The following is a 17,442-nucleotide window of genomic DNA, read 5'->3' on the forward strand; positions in this document are numbered from 1 at the left end:
TTTTCCTGTAGTAATGGTAATACTATATCAAAAAAAGCAGCTGACAAACGCCAGCCGCAACTTTTTGAAGTCATTGATTTATTGTTAACAATTCTCTGATATCTGCTTCTGTTAACACCGTGCCATCGTTACCTTCTGAGGGCAGGACCTCGCCTATAAGATTCCGCTTTTTTTCCTGAAGCTCATTCATTTTCTCTTCAATTGTTCCCCGGGCAATCAGTTTGATTACTTCCACATTTCGCAGTTGTCCGATACGGTAAGCACGATCGGCTGCTTGCTCCTCTACAGCAGGATTCCACCAGCTATCATACAGGATTACGGTATCTGCACCCGTTAAATTAAGGCCCGTCCCGCCTGCTTTCATGGAGATCAGAAAGAAATCACACTCCCCTTGATTGAACCGTTCGCCCATATCGACGCGCTCTTCTCCCGGAGTCTTGCCGTCTAAATAGAAAAAAGTCCACCCTCTATTGGTAAGCTCTCTGCTGATCAAACTGAGCATTTTCGTGAATTGGGAAAAAATCAGCACCCTTCTCCCGGCAAGCTTGGCCTCTTTTAACAGCTCCAACAGTTGCTGGAACTTGGATGAACTTCCTTTGTACCCATCAACAAACAAGCCCGGATGACAGCATATTTGCCGCAGCCTCGTCAAACCGGCCAATACCCTGATTTTATTTTTATGAAAGGTCTCCTTGTCTAAATGTTTCAGCGTGTCATGGCGCAATTTGGCCAGATAAGCTGTATAAAGTTTTTTCTGTTCAGGAAGCAGTTCCAGTGTCACCATGCTCTGGCGTTTTTCCGGAAGATCGGTAAGCACTTCGGATTTTATCCTTCTTAAAATAAATGGTTTCGCCCTTTTGGCGACTGCATCCTTTGACAAAAAACTAAACTCTCTAAGTCCTTGGAATAAACCAGGAAACACGACGTGAAAAATGGACCATAACTCTTCCAAATTATTTTCTACCGGCGTGCCTGTCAGCGCGAATCTGTGGGCGGCTTGCACTTTTTTGGCAGCACGTGCCGTTTGGGTAACCGGATTTTTGAATGCCTGTGCTTCATCATAGAAAACAGTGTGGAAGTCTATCTTTTCGATGGTCGTGATATCTCTTCGCAAAAGCGGATAGGAAATAACGAGGACATCCTGTCCCTTCGCATGTTTCCAGATTTCGTTCCGCTTCGCTTTATCTCCATCAATGACTTTCACCTTCAATTCGGTTGCAAATTTGTCCAATTCGTTCAGCCAATTATAAGTAACAGACGAAGGACAAACAATGAAAGCTGGCTGTTGCTTTTCCCTGATTTGCTTTAACTCCGACTTTATAAAAGTGATTGCCTGGACAGTCTTTCCGAGTCCCATATCATCGGCAAGAATGCCTCCAAAGCCGAAGCTTGCAAGTGTCTTCAACCACTGAAAACCGAGAATCTGATACTTGCGCAGTATTATTGCCATATCGCCGGGCAGCTTGAATGCTGTCAAATTTGGATGTTGTATGCTGGTTAAAAACTCCCGAAATGATTCATCCACCTCTAGTAGCGGGTTGCTGTCAACTTGGTCAAGCAGTTGAAGGCTTTGTTCGAACGGAATCTTCAAGCCACTTTCTATGTTTCCCTCTCCATTTGGAAGGCCGTCGAGAAACCGGCTAATTTCTTGGAACTCTTTTGTTTCAAGGGAAAGCAGCGAGCCATTCCGCAGCCGGTAATACTTCCTTTTCTCTTCTAAAACGTGCAGCAATTCCCGAACCTCATCATCTGCAATCCCCGTCATTTCAAACTTGTATTCAAGCCAGTTAATTCGGTCTTTATGCAGTTTCACTCTTATTCTCGGAAAAACAGGATCTTTTTTCACACGAACGCGAACCGCTGTCGTGGTGTAGACCCGGACCAGCTTTTGCAATTTGGGCAGTATATGGTGGAGGAAATCATATTCCAACTCTTCGTTGTACAAGTAATAACCACTGTCTGTTTTGGTGAACAGACTTTTCTCCATCCATTGCAGAATCTCTTTCTCTTTTTCATACTCACGAATAATAAGTGAATGCAATGGAAGCTCCCGTTCTTCAATTGGGTTAATGACTACATTGCCATAATGAAATTCCAGCCCAGCAAGCAGGCGGCTGTTGACCCTGTCTAAAAATAGCTTTGCGACAAGCGGCTTATTAGACAGACTGAGATGCCTCCCTCCGGCTAGAGAAACCTTTCCGAGATTTTTCAAACCTGGAACGACTTTTTCCAGAAAAATGGGGAGTTGCCCATGTTCAATCGGAATCTGCTTCGTACCGAGGGGCTCCAACATCCGCTTCAGTTCGGCTAGCCGTTTGCAATCGTAAGGATCCAGCTTTATCAGCTTCCCTTCGGCCAATGCGGTTTGGAAGGCTTCCACCAAAACGATTTTTTCCAACCCCTCAACATGAAGCGAGCCTGCCTGATTGTCTGTTTCAAGCAATGCAAAGCGCAAGGGCAATTTTTCCTCCGAGACGTCAAAACGTTCATAACGTTGACCATGGTATTCAAGCTTTACCTGTTTTATATTGGCCAGCAACGAACAGAGCTTCTCCCACGAAGAAGATGAAATCGGCAATAATTCCTTGTCTGTATTCTCGAAAGTTTGCCTATTATCCTTGTTTAAGCCCGCTAACAGGCGAAGCACTTCATCTGCTTCATTGGAGAAACAATGGGCTAGCAAATCAACCGTTAATGACGGGGATATGTAAGCGGGTTTCCCTTCCTGCAGATTGTCTAGAAATTCCCGGATATCGTTCACCTGTATGGTTTCGACTTCTAATCCTAAAGCAAAACATTCCCCGATACCTGGACAATCGATTAGTTTACACGTAAACAGAACATCAAGCAGCTGCCGATTTTCAAAGTGGGATTGTTGTTTTCCTGGGCGCATTTTTGGCTGTTGAAAAAGGGAAACCAGATTATTTGCTAACTCCTTTTCCTTCATGTCGGAACGGAAATCATCATGTTGTTGTTTTTCAATCAACAACAGTACTGCCGCAATATGCTGGCAGTCTTTCGAAAATCCCGACAAGGAAGGACAACTGCAAGATGATCGTACTTCTCCATTTTCCTCCAATTCGATCGAGACGAGGAAGTCTTCCTTTCCAGCAACGACACCTTCACAGAACCTCTGTTCATACGTAGTCAGCTTTACTTTGTTATTTCGATAAAAAGCTTCACCACTTTTAAAGGAAACCGATCCACATCTTTCTTTAATCATTTTCTTGTTTATGGGTACTTTCATAAGAGCCGCTCCTATATATCGGTGGTTGTTTGAATGATTTATTTCATTATATCATGCATTTTGTACCAGCTGGCATTTACCAATCTATTCTCCCCCTATCGCTTTTAGCCAATCCCCTTTATAATAGATAGGATGATATCAACAAGAAAAGGTGTTTACAATGAGTATATTGACGGTAACTAACCTGAGCCACGGATTTGGAGACCGGGCGATTTTCGACGATGTTTCTTTCCGCCTGCTGCAAGGAGAACACATCGGGTTGATCGGCGCAAATGGCGAAGGAAAATCAACTTTTATGAATATTATTACTGGAAAACTTGAACCGGATGCTGGAACTGTAACCTGGTCCAAGCGATCCCGTGTCGGATATCTTGACCAGCATGCCGATTTGAAAAAGGGAATGTCGATTCGGGATGTTTTACGGACTGCTTTTCAATATTTATACGACATGGAAGAAGAGATGAATGTTCTATATGCAAAAATGGGAGAAGCGGAACCCGAAGAACTCGATAAAATCATGGAGGAAACGGGACAGATTCAAGATGCCCTTACCAATAATGACTTCTATACGATCGATGCCAAAGTGGAAGAAGTAGCAAACGGACTTGGGCTGGATGATTATGGTCTCGATCGGGATGTGCACGATTTAAGCGGCGGCCAGCGGACTAAAGTATTACTGGCAAAACTGCTGCTGGAAAAACCGGATATCCTCCTGCTCGACGAACCAACCAACTACTTGGATGTCGAGCATATCGAATGGCTGAAAACGTATCTATTGGAATACGATCATGCTTTCATTTTGATTTCTCATGACATTCCTTTTTTGAATAGCGTCGTAAATGTCATTTATCACATGGAAAATCAGCAAATAACCCGCTATCCAGGGGATTACAATGAATTTCTCCGAGTATATGAGATGAAAAAGCAGCAATTGAAAGCTGCGTACAAGAAACAACAGAAGGAAATTGCCGATTTAAAAGATTTTGTCGCCCGCAACAAAGCAAATGCGGCAACGAGTAAAATGGCTATGTCCCGCCAGAAAAAGCTGGATAAAATGGATGTCATCGAGCTGGATGCAGAAAAACCGAAGCCTACCTTTCAATTCCAAACAGCTAGAACTCCAGGGAAATATTTGGTTGAAACAAATGAACTGGTTATAGGATATGACGAACCTTTATCCCGTCCATTGAATCTTTCGATGGAACGAGGAGAAAAGATAGCGTTGTATGGTGCGAATGGCATCGGAAAAACAACATTGCTGCGCAGCATTCTCGGTGAAATCCCTGCTGTTTCCGGTTCTGTCCAGTTAGGGGAACATCTTCATATCGGCTATTTTGAACAAGAGTTGAAGAAAGAATCACAAAATACGTGTATTGAAGAAATATGGAATGAGTTTCCGCATTTCACCCAACAGGAAGTCCGTTCCGCTTTGGCGAAATGCGGGTTGACAAGAAAGCATATTGAAAGCAAGGTACAAGTGTTAAGCGGCGGAGAAAAAGCGAAAGTCCGACTATGCAAATTGCTTAGCAAACCAACTAATCTGCTCGTTTTGGATGAGCCGACCAATCATTTGGATCCTGATGCAAAAGCAGAATTGAAGCGTGCCCTTTCCGAATACAAAGGGAGTGTATTGCTGATTTCTCACGAGCCGGAGTTTTACGAGGGAATTGTCACGGATAAATGGAATTGCGAAGATTGGACGACGAAAGTGTTTTAACAGACAAAAAGACTTCCCTAGTCCGATAAGGGGAGTCTTTTTCATTTTCTTACTTTCGAATCGGACTCATCGCTTATCCCTTCCTGGTAACCGGACAGTTATCATGGCTAATGCAGACTTGGGTGTTTATCAATTGAAAGGTGTAATCGGTCAAGTGTACAAGCACTAGTTCCTCAACGAAACGGATCGTTTTCATTGCCCCGGAACTCCTCTTATTGCTTTCAGACTAAAGAGGACTGCCTATTTGACAGTCCTCTTTGGTCAATCCATAATCGACCAATATGCAGGTTTCACGTTGTACTCCGTATCGAAAACAAACGGCGCGTCTTTTCCAACGCCATCATTGTACTCCTCGGCCCTATCGTCCAGCCAGGTATGGTCATCAGCAATGCCCCAAAAGGTGACGTTGCTGATTTTATCGTCCAGCTTCTCATATAAGGCAAATAAATCATCATAGCGCTGTGCCTGTGTATAGAAAACACTGTCTGGAATAGCATTGTATGTTGCGTATGCAGGTGTAGGCGGCCAACCGTAAATACTGACATCGAGTTCGGTAATTTGGTTATCAAGTCCTAAATCAGCGAACATATTGATGGAATCCTCTATCTCTTGAAGGGATGGCCACGCCAATTGAATATGGGATTGATGTCCCACTCCGTCTATCGGAACCCCTTGATCCAACAAGTCAACAACAAGATTGTACAAATATGTGCGCTTCGGTTCTACTTCTGTATTGTAGTCATTGATATAAAGTTTTGCATCTTCCCCAGCATATTTCCTGGTTGTTTCAAAAGCTGTTTTGATGTAGTCCGTACCGGTGATTTGATACCACGGTGATTCGCGCAATCCTTGTTCATTAGAAGAATATTCATCGATGACCTCATTGACTACATCCCAAGAATCTACGTCGTCTTTGTATCGTTTAACGATAGTCTTAATATGTTTCTCCAATCGTTTCAGTAATAACTGCTTATTTTTCTCCCTTTGTTGAGGATCGGTTTCGTCCACCATTTTATTCCCTTGTTTATCGAGGAAAAACCACTCTGGTACCTGGCTATGCCAAACAAGATTATGAAAACGGATCTCCATGTTATTTTCCCTAGCAAACTGGACAATTTTGTCTGCTTCTTCGAACTCATATCGCTTTTCTTCCGGGTGAATATTGACGGGTTTCATGACATTTTCTGCAACAATACTGTTATAGTGGTGTTTCAGTATTTCTCCCTGCGTGCCTTCTAATTGGTATGGCTCCACGGCAGCTCCGATAGCAAACGAATCTTGATACCTTTTTTGAATAGATGGTACCACTAGCGCATCGACATCACTCGTTTGTGCCGCCCCCACTGTATTGGCACCCATAGGAATCAGCAAAGCGAATGCAAAAATTGTTATAATGGGTTTTCTTAGGGCTTTGAACAATGATCCATTCCTCCTTTTTACTAAGTTAAAATGTTGTCAAAAGTTTTTTTCCAGCCCCCCTTTTTTAAACTTCAGAGAAGAATGATTTTAAAAACATTCCACCTCATTTTTTTGTAAGCCCTTTCATTATAAAATTGATTACTTTGTTTATCAATTAAACGAACAAACTTTTTCTGAAAATAAATAAATGGACCTAACCACTCTCTCCTCATTCGCCTCCTAAAGAACTATCATTTCCACCATAAAAAAGCAGACTGGATATGCCAGTCTGCTTTTAGCTTTAGATGTTCTATGCTTATCAATCAGATGAGCAACGATTCGTTCTCAAAAATAAAGGCATAACGAATATCGATAAACAAAAAGTATTCCTCTGTCAGCGGGAAACTGAATGTCCTAATCATTTCCCTCGTTTCGATATCGGAATAGATTTCGGAAAGTATGCCTCTGCTCCATGTCTTCATTTGCATCGTGTTTTCCAGAAAGTAAGGTCGGAATGCCCAGTTTGACCCTTTTTTATCTGGCTCTATTTCCCATTGTCCCTCTCTTTTTCGAAAGTTAGAGGATATCTGGTGACCATCGCTGTCACATATAAACATCCGAAAGCTCTCTTCTTCAAAATCGTTTGTCAATCCCTCGATAAAGGAATCGGCCTTTTTGGTGCCTTCCCAAAACGGAAGCAAATTTTTCACCTTTTGCTCCCAATTTAAAACGTGGTGCAAGCGTTGTTCTACTAGTTGTTTTTCTCGCTGGATGTATTCGGAGATTTTATCCGTCACATTGACAGCTAGTACAGATTGGCCGTCCAAAGCAAATCCTGGTTTCGCCAAATAGTAGCCTTGATAGAAACGGCCGCCATGCTTCCAGGCAAAATGCAACTGGAAATTATCTTCGATGTTTTCAAACAGTAAAGCCGCACCAATCCTACGAGCCAGCATGGACAAGGAATGCATAATATCCTGGAACCCATCTGCTTTTTGCCGGCGGATGATATTCGTGTCTATTTTTAAAATATGTGGTTCTAATTGACGAATTCGATCGATATTGGAACTTTTCGCTCCCACATGATCGACGGCAATTTGGATTCCGAACGTTTTATAGTAAAGCAACAGATGGTTCAAATTTTCAAACGCCTCATCAAAATCATGCTCCGTCACTTCGATGACAATCCGGTTCATTGCAAACCCTTTTTCTTCAAAATCGAGCAGCAATTGCAATAAATCTTCACCGTCATTAATCATCAGTTGCTTGGCATTCCTGTTAATGAATAAATAGCCGTCTATTCCGGCCTCAAGCATCTCAGTAAGAGCAATATGCAGCAGGTGTTGATCGACCTCCACTTTAAACTCTTCCGGCACATCTTGATCATGAAAAAATGGCCCCAGGCTCTCCCACTCATCTTCATTCCTGCATCTGCCTAAAACTTCATACCCTACTACGGTATGGCGGATTGCACTGACAATCGGCTGATAAACAGGTTTTATATCGTCTAAATTGTCCAAAATATCCAATGGATCCATACGTTTCCCTACCTTCCCTTACTATTCCAATCCTTTTTGCTTAGGAAGCCTGTTTGGAGGAAGGTACTGGAGCAGTTGTTTTTCGCAGGATTAAGGCTGGTGCACTACTTAATACCAATACGAGCAAAATCGAACACAAAACAGCTGCACCTAATGCTGTCACTCCATTGGCAACAAGGGAAAACCAGACAGGATTCATCCCCTCGGGTGCATATTCACCCCAAAATATAAAGCCGGCTATGAAATGCCAAAAGTAACGGGCGACACTGCCGACAAACACCGCCATAATCACCAGAAATAATGCCGATGTTTTTTTCCCTTTGCGAAACGCAGCCTGAACAGGCTTGTAAAAAAATCCGGCAAAACCGGTAAATGCAAAAGCTACAAAATACTCGATAAAGCCTTGTAATGGGGTAAGGATGGAGCCTGCAGCATCGCCAAGCGCCACTTGCAACAGTCCCCAAATAAAGCCCGCTAACGCACTGACTTTGAATCCCCAGCGAAATGCCAGAAGAAAAATCGGCACCATGGCAAACGAGATGGAAATCGATGGCGATAATCTGATGGAAGGCAATAAATCAAAAATGAATGCCAATGCCGCAAAAAATGATGCTTCGATTAGTGCCACTAGTCCTAACTTCTTCAACATATAAAAAAACTCCCCTTTTCCAAACGAAACACCAAGGGAGAACATGTATACAGACAGCAAGAACCCGATCCACCATCTTCCACATCCCTGCGCTAGCATTAACTAACAGGTTCTAAGGGTCAGAACGACATTGTTCACTCTCAGCTTAAAGCTCCCCTTGTGGTTTCGCTTATGTAATTTTGTGTTACGTTATATTTATTATAACCGATTCTGGTTCTGGTTGGTAGAAGAATGCATGCATTGATTGACTACTTTATATCGCTTTATTCAACAAATACTGAAAATGTTTGATAAAATCACTTTGTTACCTTGTTAAAATAGAAACAGTTTAGAAAGGGAATACTGAAAATAGAGCCTATTAAAGGAGACATGAAAGATGGCAGCAACTTTCACAGAAGCCGTTCAGCTGAAAGATGTATCTTATTCAGTGGACGGACAAGAGATTTTGAAACATGTGACAGGGGTTTTTCCAGAGGGAAAAATAACCACATTGGTCGGACCATCTGGTGCTGGTAAAACTAGTTTGTTCCGTTTGATCAACGGGCTGCGAGCACCAAGCTCCGGTGATATCTTTGTACAGGGTAAACCTATCGAGGAATACAATCCAGTAGACCTCCGTCGCAAAGTAGGAGTCGCTTTACAAAGCGCCACGATGATAAGCGGCAGTGTCTACGAAAACTTGGCCCTTCCGCTTAAATTACAAGAAAAGCAGCTTGCAGAGGAAGATGCCCAGGAGCTTCTCGACTTGGTCGGGCTGAAGGAAGACACCCTTGACCAAAACATCAAAGATTTATCCGGAGGGCAGCGGCAAAAACTGTCAATCGCCCGTACGCTTGTCAATCGACCTGACGTTTTACTGTTAGACGAAATTACCGCTTCCCTTGATCGTGTGTCACAACAGGATATTGAAAAATTAATTGTAAAAATCAATCAAATCTATCAGACAACGATGATTTGGATTACCCACAATCTCCAACAAGCGCGAGATATCGGCGACTATACGTGGGTGATGATTGCTGGAGAAGTCGTGGAAACAGGGGAAAGCAGTTTATTGAACAACCCTTCAACCGAACATGTCAGACAGTTTGTCAGGGGGGAGGATTCATGAGTTACCTTACGTTGTCCCTCGCACTCATTTTTGTCGTTATTCCACTTGTATTATCAAAAGTGCTGAAACTGGAATTGGAAAAGGATACTATCATTGCATCGATTCGTTCTATCATTCAGCTGCTAATAGTCGGATATCTATTGCAATATGTATTTAATGCCGAAAACCCTATATACATCTTGTTAATGGTCCTGCTGATGATTGCAGCAGCTACGCAAAACGCCCGGCGTAAAGGCAGGTCGATTCAGGGGATTACCTGGAAGCTGATTCTTACTTTTGTCATTGTCGAAGTACTGACCCAGGGAATTTTGCTAGGCCTTTCGATTACGCCGGCCACACCCCAATATATCATTCCGATCAGTGGGATGATCATCGGGAATTCTATGGTGCTGTCAATATTGTTTCTGAACCGGTTCACCTCAGAAGTGGAAGACCATGAGGACGAAACGGAATTGATCCTTTCCTTGGGAGGTACGCCCAAGCAAGCGATTCATAGACAGTTGATCGCTTCCATCAAGGCAAGTACCATTCCAACGATCGAGAGCCAAAAAACAATCGGGCTTGTACAACTCCCCGGAATGATGAGCGGGCAAATTATTGCAGGGGCTGACCCGGTCCAAGCCGTCCAATTTCAATTGCTTATTTTATTTCTTCTTCTGACAACCGCTGTCGTAACAAGCATTTTACTCGGGTACCTATCCTATCCGACACTATTCAACGAACGCATGCAGCTCGAAAAAAGCAGAATGAACGAATAAAACCGGAAAAAATCTGAACAAAACCGGGGACAGTCCCTCCAGCCATGTGTCGATACCCGACCACCGCTGGAGGGACTGTCCCCGGAACCTATTCACAGCTATAACGTCACTAATCAGGGACATACCTTGAATGTTCTTAACCCTTGTCTTATCAACATTCACTCTCTTTAAGCAATCAAATCAACCCTTTTTGGGGTCAGTCCCCCATCCGGAAATTGATTTAAAAAACTTCCGGTTGGGGACTGACCCCACATCGTTCTAAATCAATCTCTACAATGATTTCTGGCGGTTTTGGGGACTGTCCCCGTCTTTGAACCAGTTGAACAGGTAGTCTTGTGTGTAAAGGTCGTTTGGGTAGTCGATGAAGGCTGTGTTTTCTTCTTCATAAAGGTATTGAAGAAATTCGTTTAATGCACCCATGTATTCGCCATAAAGGAATTCGAAACTTACGGTTTCTTTCGGCATGAGGCTTTTCTCACAAACTGCAGGATCTGCATAATTCACATAGGTCCGGCATGGGATGGGCCGTATCTCATAAGCCATGCATTGATTCGTTACGGTATCGAGCATGACACACGGCAGTTGCTTTTGCCGATAATGTTGTTTAAAATCCTTGTCGGCATCTGTCTCCACGCTTTGTAGTTCTTCCAGCTGCCTGCCATACTTTCGGTGGTACTCCTTCCAATGCACTTGCAGTTTCTCTCGACGTTCTTCAGGAAAGCTTTCAATGGCTTGCTTCATCAGCTTCGCTTCCATCTTGTTGATGATGATTGGGTAATAACAGCAAAAAGCACAGCCCATCCGACACGAAGGCTTCAACTCCAACGTATTTTCAATCGTTTCGATTTCCCCGCTGACTACCTGTAGCAACCCACGAAAGCTTCCAAGCAATTTTTCTTCTGTAGTAGTACTGGCTTCCGCCCATCCTTCCACAACGTTATAAAACTTGTCTTCATCTATTTGATATTTTTCATGTAAATTCCCACATTTATCCTGGATTTCTTGAAAACTTAAATAGTTGCCCATCTACTAGTCTCCCTTATTCGTTGCTGTTCTCTTATTGTTAACTTTTTCTCGAGAGATGTAAATAGGACATTCCTATCTTCACTCTTTCCCCTCACAAAGCAGTTGGGCATCATATTTAAAAATATGCCACACCAACCTCCCCCTGATCTTCATGTATTAGTTTTTTCGTATAGCTGTAATGCTTGATCGAGTACTTTGTCTCCCTGAATCATGCCATAAGCAATTTGGTCAATCACCTCTACTTTAACTCCTTTTGGTTCCAATTGCTTTTTTATCTTTTTTTCCAAATAACACACCTGTGGACCGATTAACACAACATCAAGCCCATCAAGATGATGCTTTAAAGCAGATTCCGGTACAGCAGTAATGGTTACATCAACTTGTCTCGCTTCTGCGCTTTTTTCCATTTTTGATACCAACATAGAGGTCGACATTCCAGCTGAGCATACCAGGACAATTTTCATCGTGACTCCCCCTTCTATCGTATGCAGCCGTTGTGAAAATCGGCTACTCCTTTCTATATTTATGCTGCATGGCAGGCTAAGCCTTCACTTAGCAAAGAGATAGATTCCCGTGCCAAAGCATTCCCAACGTGAAGGTAGTTGTGAAAGAAACTTCCTATGGTCTTTCCTGTTCAACCCTCCATCCGCTGTTTCAGTGCCCGGACCCCTGCCATGACGAACGGGGTGTAAAGGACCACTGCCAACGCTATATTAAAAACCTGCAAGGCAATTCCCCGCCAACTACCACCAGTGACAAGGTATCCGCTTAAAATCGGCGGAGTGGTCCATGGAAGGATGGCCACCGTTTTCGGAACCATACCAGTGGCAAGGGCAACGTATGCGGTCACAGTAAGAATTACCGGTATAAAAATGAAGGGCAGCAACATGACGGGATTCAATACAATCGGCAAGCCAAAAATGACCGGTTCATTAATATTGAAAAGACCTGCAGGAGTCGAAAGCTTTGCCACTTCCCGATACGGGTGATTTTTTTCCTGGCGGACAACAAAAAATATGGCAATCAGTAAAGCAATCGTCGTACCGGACCCACCCATGAATACAAAGGAGTCTAAAAATGGTTTCGTAACAATATTTGGGACATCAAAGGCAGAAACGCCACTTTGATACAAAGACAGATTCTTTTCAATTAGTGGAAGGTACACCGGTTCGATAACGGAACCGATAATATTGGTGCCATGCAGGCCGAAGAACCATAATAAATGGTTAAGAAACGATACGACCATCGCAGCAGGAAGTGTATTCCCCAAACCTTGCAATGGCTCCTGAAGAATGGTGAAAATCCATTCAAAAATACTGATTTCCGCAAAGTGACTCATCAACGCTTGAAACAAGCCCACGATTACCAATATGATCGATGCGGGAATCAATGCAGTAAACGACCGGGCCACCCCGGCAGGGACACCTTCAGGCATTTTGATAGTAAGCTTGGAATAAAGCAGGAAGCGAAATAATTCTGTAAGGACCAACGCAAGGATGATGGCAACAAACAAGCCTTGAGCGCCGAGCCAGGCGAAGCTCAACCCCCAGTCTGCCGTTTCCGGTACAAGCATGATATAAGCAGCAGCCGTTATTAAGCCTGAAGATAACCCATCCATTTCATAGGACTTTGCCAGGTTGTAGGCAATGGAAAAGGCAATCAGCAATCCTAAGACCGCAAATGTCCCATTCCAAATGCTTCCCCCCACCTTTTGCCAGTTTCCTTCTCCAAAGATACCATTTAGAATACTCGGCAAATCAAAGCTGCCAAAAGGCGGAAAGTTATTAATGAGGATACCAAGCGATCCAATAATCACAAGCGGCATAATTGCGACAAACCCATCACGGATCGCGACAAGATGACGTTGAGCCCCTATCCTTCCCGCTATCTCAATAAACTTTTGCATCAATGGATGATTCATTCTAATTCCCCCCTACATGAAATTGTGGTAAATATGCTTTGTGTTTCCAACAATTCATCAAGCACCCGTTTACTACCTCTTTCTGAACCGACCAGTGGATTCAACATCATGGCTAAATATGCGTCATACATACTCCCTCTTTATACATTTACTGTCTGACCAGGAAGAGATATTGGTCACGAGACATGTATATGCTGCTGAAAAACAAAAAATGTATCATACAAATAATTCGACTTCCATACAAATTTAATAACCACCAACTTTGTAATGACAAAGTCATAATTTTTTATCGCAAACATTTAAGTGACTTGTGAGATAGGAGTTAAGGGATGGAAAAAAAATCGTTACATGCCTTTATCAAAGAGGAGATTCTTACCAGAATTAAATCGGGACACTTTCAAGTAGGGGAAAAGATTCCGACGGAACTGGAACTTTGTACCTCTTTTAATGTGAGCAGGACAACCGTGAGAACCGCCCTGAATCAATTGACACAGGAAGGGTATCTTTTACGCCATCAGGGTAGGGGAACCTATGTCGCGGATCCAAAAGTTAAACAAACCCTTTCCCAAACCATCAAGCGGTACAGTGACCAGGTTGCAGGTCAGGGTAAGAAACCAAAAATCTCGCTTCTCGACATCCAGGTGATACCAGCTAGTGAAGTTCTATCCCAATCATTAGACTTATCGAGAAACGAAGCCGTTCAACGCATTGAAAGAATCAGGCTAGCAGATCAGGAAGCCATCCAATACGAAGTTTCGTATATCCCATGGAGCGTGGCACCTGGACTTACAAAGGAGCATGCCGAAACGTCCCTTTATGCTGCTTTACAAGATGTCTTTGACGTTCATATTGCTAAAACGACGGAACAAGTGGAAATCACCTTTGCTGATCAGTTGATTTGCAATCATTTACAATGTGAGGCCGAGTTGCCGCTCTTTTATATTGAAACAACAGCAGAGAACAAACTGGGGAAAAAAATAGAATTCTCCCGCTCCTACTTTCGGGGAGATAAAACTAATTTTGTTATCGAGCGATTGTATGAATGAATTGTTAGAAAAACAAATCGGTAGCGAGGGGGGATTTTGTGGAGGTTTTAGTTAATGCGGATGATTTTGGACTTACAAAAGGAGTGAATGACGGTATTATCGAAGCTCACCTCAACGGTATTGTTAGCTCTGCGACCATGATGATGAACGGACTGGCCGTTGAGGAAGCGGTCCAAGCGGCAAAGCACCATCCCAGCTTAAAGGTCGGTGTCCACCTTGTTCTTACATGGGGTAAAGCGCTTTGCCCAGATTTACGACTTTTAGTAGACGAAGAAGGAACCTTTCGCTATCGGAGTAATTTTCGAGAAATGAACGTACCTGATCTTGAAGAAACGGAAAAAGAATGGCGGACACAATTGGAGGCGTTTCTTGCTACAGGTCTGCCTCTCCATCATATCGACAGTCATCACCTTATCCATGGATGGGAGCCATTAAAAGAGTTGGTCCACAACTTAGCTACAGACTATCGAGTGCCCGTTCGCTATGTACCCTCCCTGCAAAACTCTCCAGACATACTGCTGACCGATGTGTTATGGACTGAATTTTATGGGAAAGGGGTAACCTACAACATTTTTGATCAGCTTCGGAGCCTAAAAGCAGAAAGTGTTGAAGTTATGACCCATCCAGCTTTTTCAGATAAGCAGCTACAAACAATAAGTTCTTACAGCACCCCTCGTAATCGAGAAAGGGAAATTCTATGTTCTCTTCAAGTCCCGGATTGGGTGACCATCCTCTAAGTTTTCTTTAGGAAATTTCACGGTCGGACTTTTGAATAATCCAGCCAAATCCCTGCCTGGAATCCATGTTCGATATTCGCTATAATAAAAAAGAGAAGTGCGGCAACACTTCTCACAGTCCCTGTCCCGAAACAGGGACACACTAAACACTTTGTTTTTCAGGGAAGCTTTCTTTTTTGCTTTGTACAGTAAAAGAGAAAGCTTTTCGTTTGCTTTTAACAGTCAGCTGGGTGATATCTCGGCTAACGAACAATGCTTCATCTCTTTGCATGCTAAGCACCTTTCCATCTCCTCATCCTTGTTTTTTCCGGTTGGAACCGGTAAAGAGCAGACCGAGAAGCAGTCCGAAGCCAGCCAGAAAAAACACCATAAAAGAACTGATTCCTATAAAGACTTCACCCGTAGCAAAACCGGAAGTCAAAGCGGTATACAAACTGAACAAAATCAAACCAACTGCTAATCCATACAAAATCGCCCGTACCTTGGTCATTGCGTATTTTTTGTCGGTTTCCCTGGTCAGCAAGCTATAAGTGATGATGGCCCCTCCCAGTACGACAAAAATAGCTGGCCCGACGACGGCTTCAGGTGGCAATCCCATAAAATACAGCATGGCTGTAGTTAATAACCCGAACAGTCCGACCAATATGCCAGTGATCAACCCTGTTGTGGAAATACGGGCAGTCATGGAAGAATAGACAGATTTTCTCGCCTTATCCTGCCCCAACTGTCTCATATCTTCGACTAGACCGCTTAAGTCCCCCAATGAACTTACCGCCTCTTTGAAAGCCTCTTCTTCTTCCATACCGGACTTTTGATAATCGCCTATTTTTTCTTTTAAATTTATGGTCAGCTCTTCCTTCAACTCGTATAATTGCTGACTCTCCCCTACCCCGGCAAACAAATTATCTACATACGATCTTACTTTTTGATTAAGATCCTGTTTAGTTCTCCTCATTCGCAATTCCTCCTTCAATTAATTCATTCAACACATTTTTGGCAAAATGCCAATCTTGCTTGTTTTGTTCGTAACGATCCACCCCTTCCTCGGTGATCCGATAATACTTCCGGCGTCCTCCTTGTGTTTCGTCCCCCCAGTAAGAAACAATATATCCTTCCTTTTCCAGCCGTCGAAAAGCGGTATAGAGGGTCGCTTCTTTTAATTCATACTGATTGCCACTTAAAGTAATGATGGTCTTATAAATCTGATATCCGTAACTGTCGCCTTGGCGCAGTACATTCAAAATAATCGTATCTGTGTGACCTCTTATCAAATCGGTCGAAATTTTGCTAGCCAATAAAATTCACCTCCTTAAATACAATTTAAAGCACATTACTATGTCTGTCAAGGTAATTTGTGTGGGATAATAATCGGCCAGGTGAAAATGGATAAAAATCAAACACATACCATGCGTTTTCACAACCCTGCCTTCCCCCCTGACTTCCCGTTTCCTGGCTTGAAATTTCGCTTGCCATTTTTCTGTTAACATCGTGCCAAGCTTAAAAATGCCATTAAAAATGTTGAAACCATAAGCCTGCGACTTACAATTTCAACATTTTTTCTGACTTAACTATTTCTTTACTTCACTCGTTCCAGTTATAGCAATTCCGCGCAAAGCCTGTGAAGCCAACTGATCCGCTTCTTTATTCAGCTTTCGGGAAACAAGCTGGTAGGAAGGATCAATACCAAGTTCTTCAAGCATGTTTTCAATCCGGTCTATCCACTTAGAAAGTTCCTCTTCGTAACAAGGCCATTCTCCAGTTAATTGTCGTATGACGACTTGCGAATCGCCGATAATAGTAACGGGCAGATCATGAACTTCCATTAAAGCAAGCTCTTGCAATGCCAGATGAAAAGCAGCATATTCCGCTTCATTGTTCGTTTCCAATTCATCTACTTGGGCATTCTTTCGCAGCCGAAGAGACTTTCCGTTTTGCTCATAATAAACCGCACACCCTAAACCTGCAGACTGTGACTCCCGGTCAAAGCCGCCATCAAAGTAAACGGAGATGAAATGAGGTTCTGTTTTGATTTCTTCTGTATACTTTTTTAATTCCTTCAACGTCCAAGTAGAATCCCGGCTGTCTAGAAACGTCATTTGTTTTGCCCGCCCCGTCCTTTCCAAATCTTCTGCCATTAAGATGGCTTTACCCGGGTTCATTTCTTCTGAGATAAAATTGACAGCCGTTCCTTTCGGTGTCTGGTATGTCATTTCAATCCGAATATCCATTCCAAAACCTCCTTAATAAAAAACGGGATTTCTTTCAAATCAATCGTATTACGGACATTGTTCCCGCGA

The 17,442-nt window shown here is 43.0% G+C and carries 17 protein-coding genes and 1 riboswitch; of the genes, 5 read left to right on the plus strand and 12 right to left on the minus strand.

Translation table 11 applies throughout. From position 1 onward, the window contains the following. Positions 1–70: 70 nt before the first annotated feature. On the minus strand, positions 71–3,247 hold the full coding sequence (locus BN1067_RS16900; RefSeq protein WP_053219997.1) for a DEAD/DEAH box helicase: 3,177 nt from the start codon (positions 3,245–3,247) through the stop codon (positions 71–73). A 160-nt stretch (positions 3,248–3,407) separates the two neighbouring features. Here BN1067_RS16900 and BN1067_RS16905 point away from each other — a divergent pair, with 160 nt between their 5' ends. Beyond that, positions 3,408–4,964: an ABC-F family ATP-binding cassette domain-containing protein gene (locus tag BN1067_RS16905; protein WP_053219998.1), complete on the plus strand. Its 1,557-nt coding sequence runs from the start codon at positions 3,408–3,410 to the stop codon at positions 4,962–4,964. Positions 4,965–5,037: 73 nt separating this feature from the next. On the opposite strand, the gene BN1067_RS20445 is transcribed toward BN1067_RS16905, so the two are convergent. The 4 genes from BN1067_RS20445 to thiT form a co-directional block, all read right to left on the minus strand. Beyond that, a complete protein-coding gene (locus BN1067_RS20445) occupies positions 5,038–5,160 on the minus strand; it encodes a hypothetical protein (protein WP_267893614.1) in 123 nt (40 codons plus the stop codon). Between the two features lie 65 nt (positions 5,161–5,225). Further along, positions 5,226–6,383 carry an endo-1,4-beta-xylanase gene (locus BN1067_RS16910; RefSeq protein ID WP_053219999.1) on the minus strand — a complete coding sequence of 386 codons (1,158 nt, stop codon included), beginning with the start codon at positions 6,381–6,383 and terminating at the stop codon, positions 5,226–5,228. A 302-nt stretch (positions 6,384–6,685) separates the two neighbouring features. Beyond that, the gene (locus BN1067_RS16915; protein ID WP_053220000.1) at positions 6,686–7,900 is read right to left on the minus strand and encodes an EAL domain-containing protein; all 1,215 of its coding nucleotides are present in this window, start codon (positions 7,898–7,900) and stop codon (positions 6,686–6,688) included. A 40-nt stretch (positions 7,901–7,940) separates the two neighbouring features. Then, positions 7,941–8,546, minus strand: a complete 606-nt coding sequence (gene thiT / locus BN1067_RS16920; RefSeq protein WP_053220070.1) for an energy-coupled thiamine transporter ThiT — start codon at positions 8,544–8,546, stop codon at positions 7,941–7,943. Between the two features lie 70 nt (positions 8,547–8,616). Next, a riboswitch (TPP riboswitch) is annotated at positions 8,617–8,717 on the minus strand. 208 nt (positions 8,718–8,925) lie between these two features. On the opposite strand from thiT, the gene BN1067_RS16925 reads away from it, so the two are divergent. Together BN1067_RS16925 and BN1067_RS16930 are read left to right on the plus strand one after the other, a co-directional pair. Continuing rightward, a complete protein-coding gene (locus BN1067_RS16925) occupies positions 8,926–9,657 on the plus strand; it encodes an ABC transporter ATP-binding protein (protein WP_053220001.1) in 732 nt (243 codons plus the stop codon). Continuing rightward, on the plus strand, positions 9,654–10,415 hold the full coding sequence (locus tag BN1067_RS16930) for an ABC transporter permease (protein ID WP_053220002.1): 762 nt from the start codon (positions 9,654–9,656) through the stop codon (positions 10,413–10,415). The genes BN1067_RS16925 and BN1067_RS16930 overlap by 4 nt, the downstream gene beginning before the upstream one ends. A 270-nt stretch (positions 10,416–10,685) precedes the next feature. Here the strand turns inward: BN1067_RS16930 and BN1067_RS16935 are convergent, their stop codons facing one another. The 3 genes from BN1067_RS16935 to BN1067_RS16945 form a co-directional block, all read right to left on the minus strand. Continuing rightward, complete coding sequence (locus BN1067_RS16935; RefSeq protein WP_053220003.1) at positions 10,686–11,441, minus strand: YkgJ family cysteine cluster protein; 756 nt, start codon at positions 11,439–11,441, stop codon at positions 10,686–10,688. A gap of 149 nt (positions 11,442–11,590) precedes the next feature. After that, complete coding sequence (locus BN1067_RS16940; protein WP_053220004.1) at positions 11,591–11,905, minus strand: PTS sugar transporter subunit IIB; 315 nt, start codon at positions 11,903–11,905, stop codon at positions 11,591–11,593. A gap of 170 nt (positions 11,906–12,075) precedes the next feature. Continuing rightward, on the minus strand, positions 12,076–13,362 hold the full coding sequence (locus BN1067_RS16945) for a PTS sugar transporter subunit IIC (RefSeq protein ID WP_110943541.1): 1,287 nt from the start codon (positions 13,360–13,362) through the stop codon (positions 12,076–12,078). Positions 13,363–13,691: 329 nt separating this feature from the next. Here BN1067_RS16945 and BN1067_RS16950 point away from each other — a divergent pair, with 329 nt between their 5' ends. After that, complete coding sequence (locus tag BN1067_RS16950) at positions 13,692–14,408, plus strand: GntR family transcriptional regulator (RefSeq protein ID WP_053220005.1); 717 nt, start codon at positions 13,692–13,694, stop codon at positions 14,406–14,408. Between the two features lie 38 nt (positions 14,409–14,446). Further along, positions 14,447–15,145 (plus strand): chitin disaccharide deacetylase, encoded by a 699-nt coding sequence (gene chbG / locus BN1067_RS16955; RefSeq protein ID WP_053220006.1) that lies wholly within the window; start codon positions 14,447–14,449, stop codon positions 15,143–15,145. Positions 15,146–15,287: 142 nt separating this feature from the next. On the opposite strand, the gene BN1067_RS19940 is transcribed toward chbG, so the two are convergent. From BN1067_RS19940 to BN1067_RS16970, 4 genes are all read right to left on the minus strand, one after another. After that, entirely contained in the window at positions 15,288–15,425 is a 138-nt protein-coding gene (locus BN1067_RS19940; RefSeq protein WP_199868550.1) for a hypothetical protein, read from the minus strand. 12 nt (positions 15,426–15,437) lie between these two features. Continuing rightward, entirely contained in the window at positions 15,438–16,100 is a 663-nt protein-coding gene (locus BN1067_RS16960) for a permease prefix domain 1-containing protein (protein ID WP_053220007.1), read from the minus strand. Next, positions 16,087–16,440, minus strand: coding sequence for a PadR family transcriptional regulator (locus BN1067_RS16965; RefSeq protein WP_053220008.1), 354 nt, complete (start codon positions 16,438–16,440; stop codon positions 16,087–16,089). The genes BN1067_RS16960 and BN1067_RS16965 overlap by 14 nt, the downstream gene beginning before the upstream one ends. A gap of 273 nt (positions 16,441–16,713) precedes the next feature. After that, complete coding sequence (locus tag BN1067_RS16970; RefSeq protein WP_053220009.1) at positions 16,714–17,373, minus strand: ribonuclease H family protein; 660 nt, start codon at positions 17,371–17,373, stop codon at positions 16,714–16,716. Between the last annotated feature and the right edge of the window lie 69 nt (positions 17,374–17,442).

This window comes from Virgibacillus senegalensis (assembly GCF_000821245.2).
Taxonomy (GTDB): domain Bacteria; phylum Bacillota; class Bacilli; order Bacillales; family Amphibacillaceae; genus Sediminibacillus; species Sediminibacillus senegalensis.

Excerpts from the sequence above, each read along its gene's own strand:
- BN1067_RS16970 (WP_053220009.1), bottom strand. The coding sequence starts at position 17,373 with ATGGATATTCGGATTGAAATGACATACCAGACACCGAAAGGAACGGCT.
- BN1067_RS16945 (WP_110943541.1), bottom strand. The coding sequence starts at position 13,362 with ATGAATCATCCATTGATGCAAAAGTTTATTGAGATAGCGGGAAGGATA.
- BN1067_RS16960 (WP_053220007.1), bottom strand. The coding sequence starts at position 16,100 with ATGAGGAGAACTAAACAGGATCTTAATCAAAAAGTAAGATCGTATGTA.
- BN1067_RS16925 (WP_053220001.1), top strand. The coding sequence starts at position 8,926 with ATGGCAGCAACTTTCACAGAAGCCGTTCAGCTGAAAGATGTATCTTAT.
- BN1067_RS16905 (WP_053219998.1), top strand. The coding sequence starts at position 3,408 with ATGAGTATATTGACGGTAACTAACCTGAGCCACGGATTTGGAGACCGG.
- BN1067_RS16900 (WP_053219997.1), bottom strand. The coding sequence starts at position 3,247 with ATGAAAGTACCCATAAACAAGAAAATGATTAAAGAAAGATGTGGATCG.
- BN1067_RS16930 (WP_053220002.1), top strand. The coding sequence starts at position 9,654 with ATGAGTTACCTTACGTTGTCCCTCGCACTCATTTTTGTCGTTATTCCA.
- BN1067_RS20445 (WP_267893614.1), bottom strand. The coding sequence starts at position 5,160 with ATGAAAACGATCCGTTTCGTTGAGGAACTAGTGCTTGTACACTTGACC.
- BN1067_RS16935 (WP_053220003.1), bottom strand. The coding sequence starts at position 11,441 with ATGGGCAACTATTTAAGTTTTCAAGAAATCCAGGATAAATGTGGGAAT.
- BN1067_RS16915 (WP_053220000.1), bottom strand. The coding sequence starts at position 7,900 with ATGGATCCATTGGATATTTTGGACAATTTAGACGATATAAAACCTGTT.
- BN1067_RS16950 (WP_053220005.1), top strand. The coding sequence starts at position 13,692 with ATGGAAAAAAAATCGTTACATGCCTTTATCAAAGAGGAGATTCTTACC.
- BN1067_RS16940 (WP_053220004.1), bottom strand. The coding sequence starts at position 11,905 with ATGAAAATTGTCCTGGTATGCTCAGCTGGAATGTCGACCTCTATGTTG.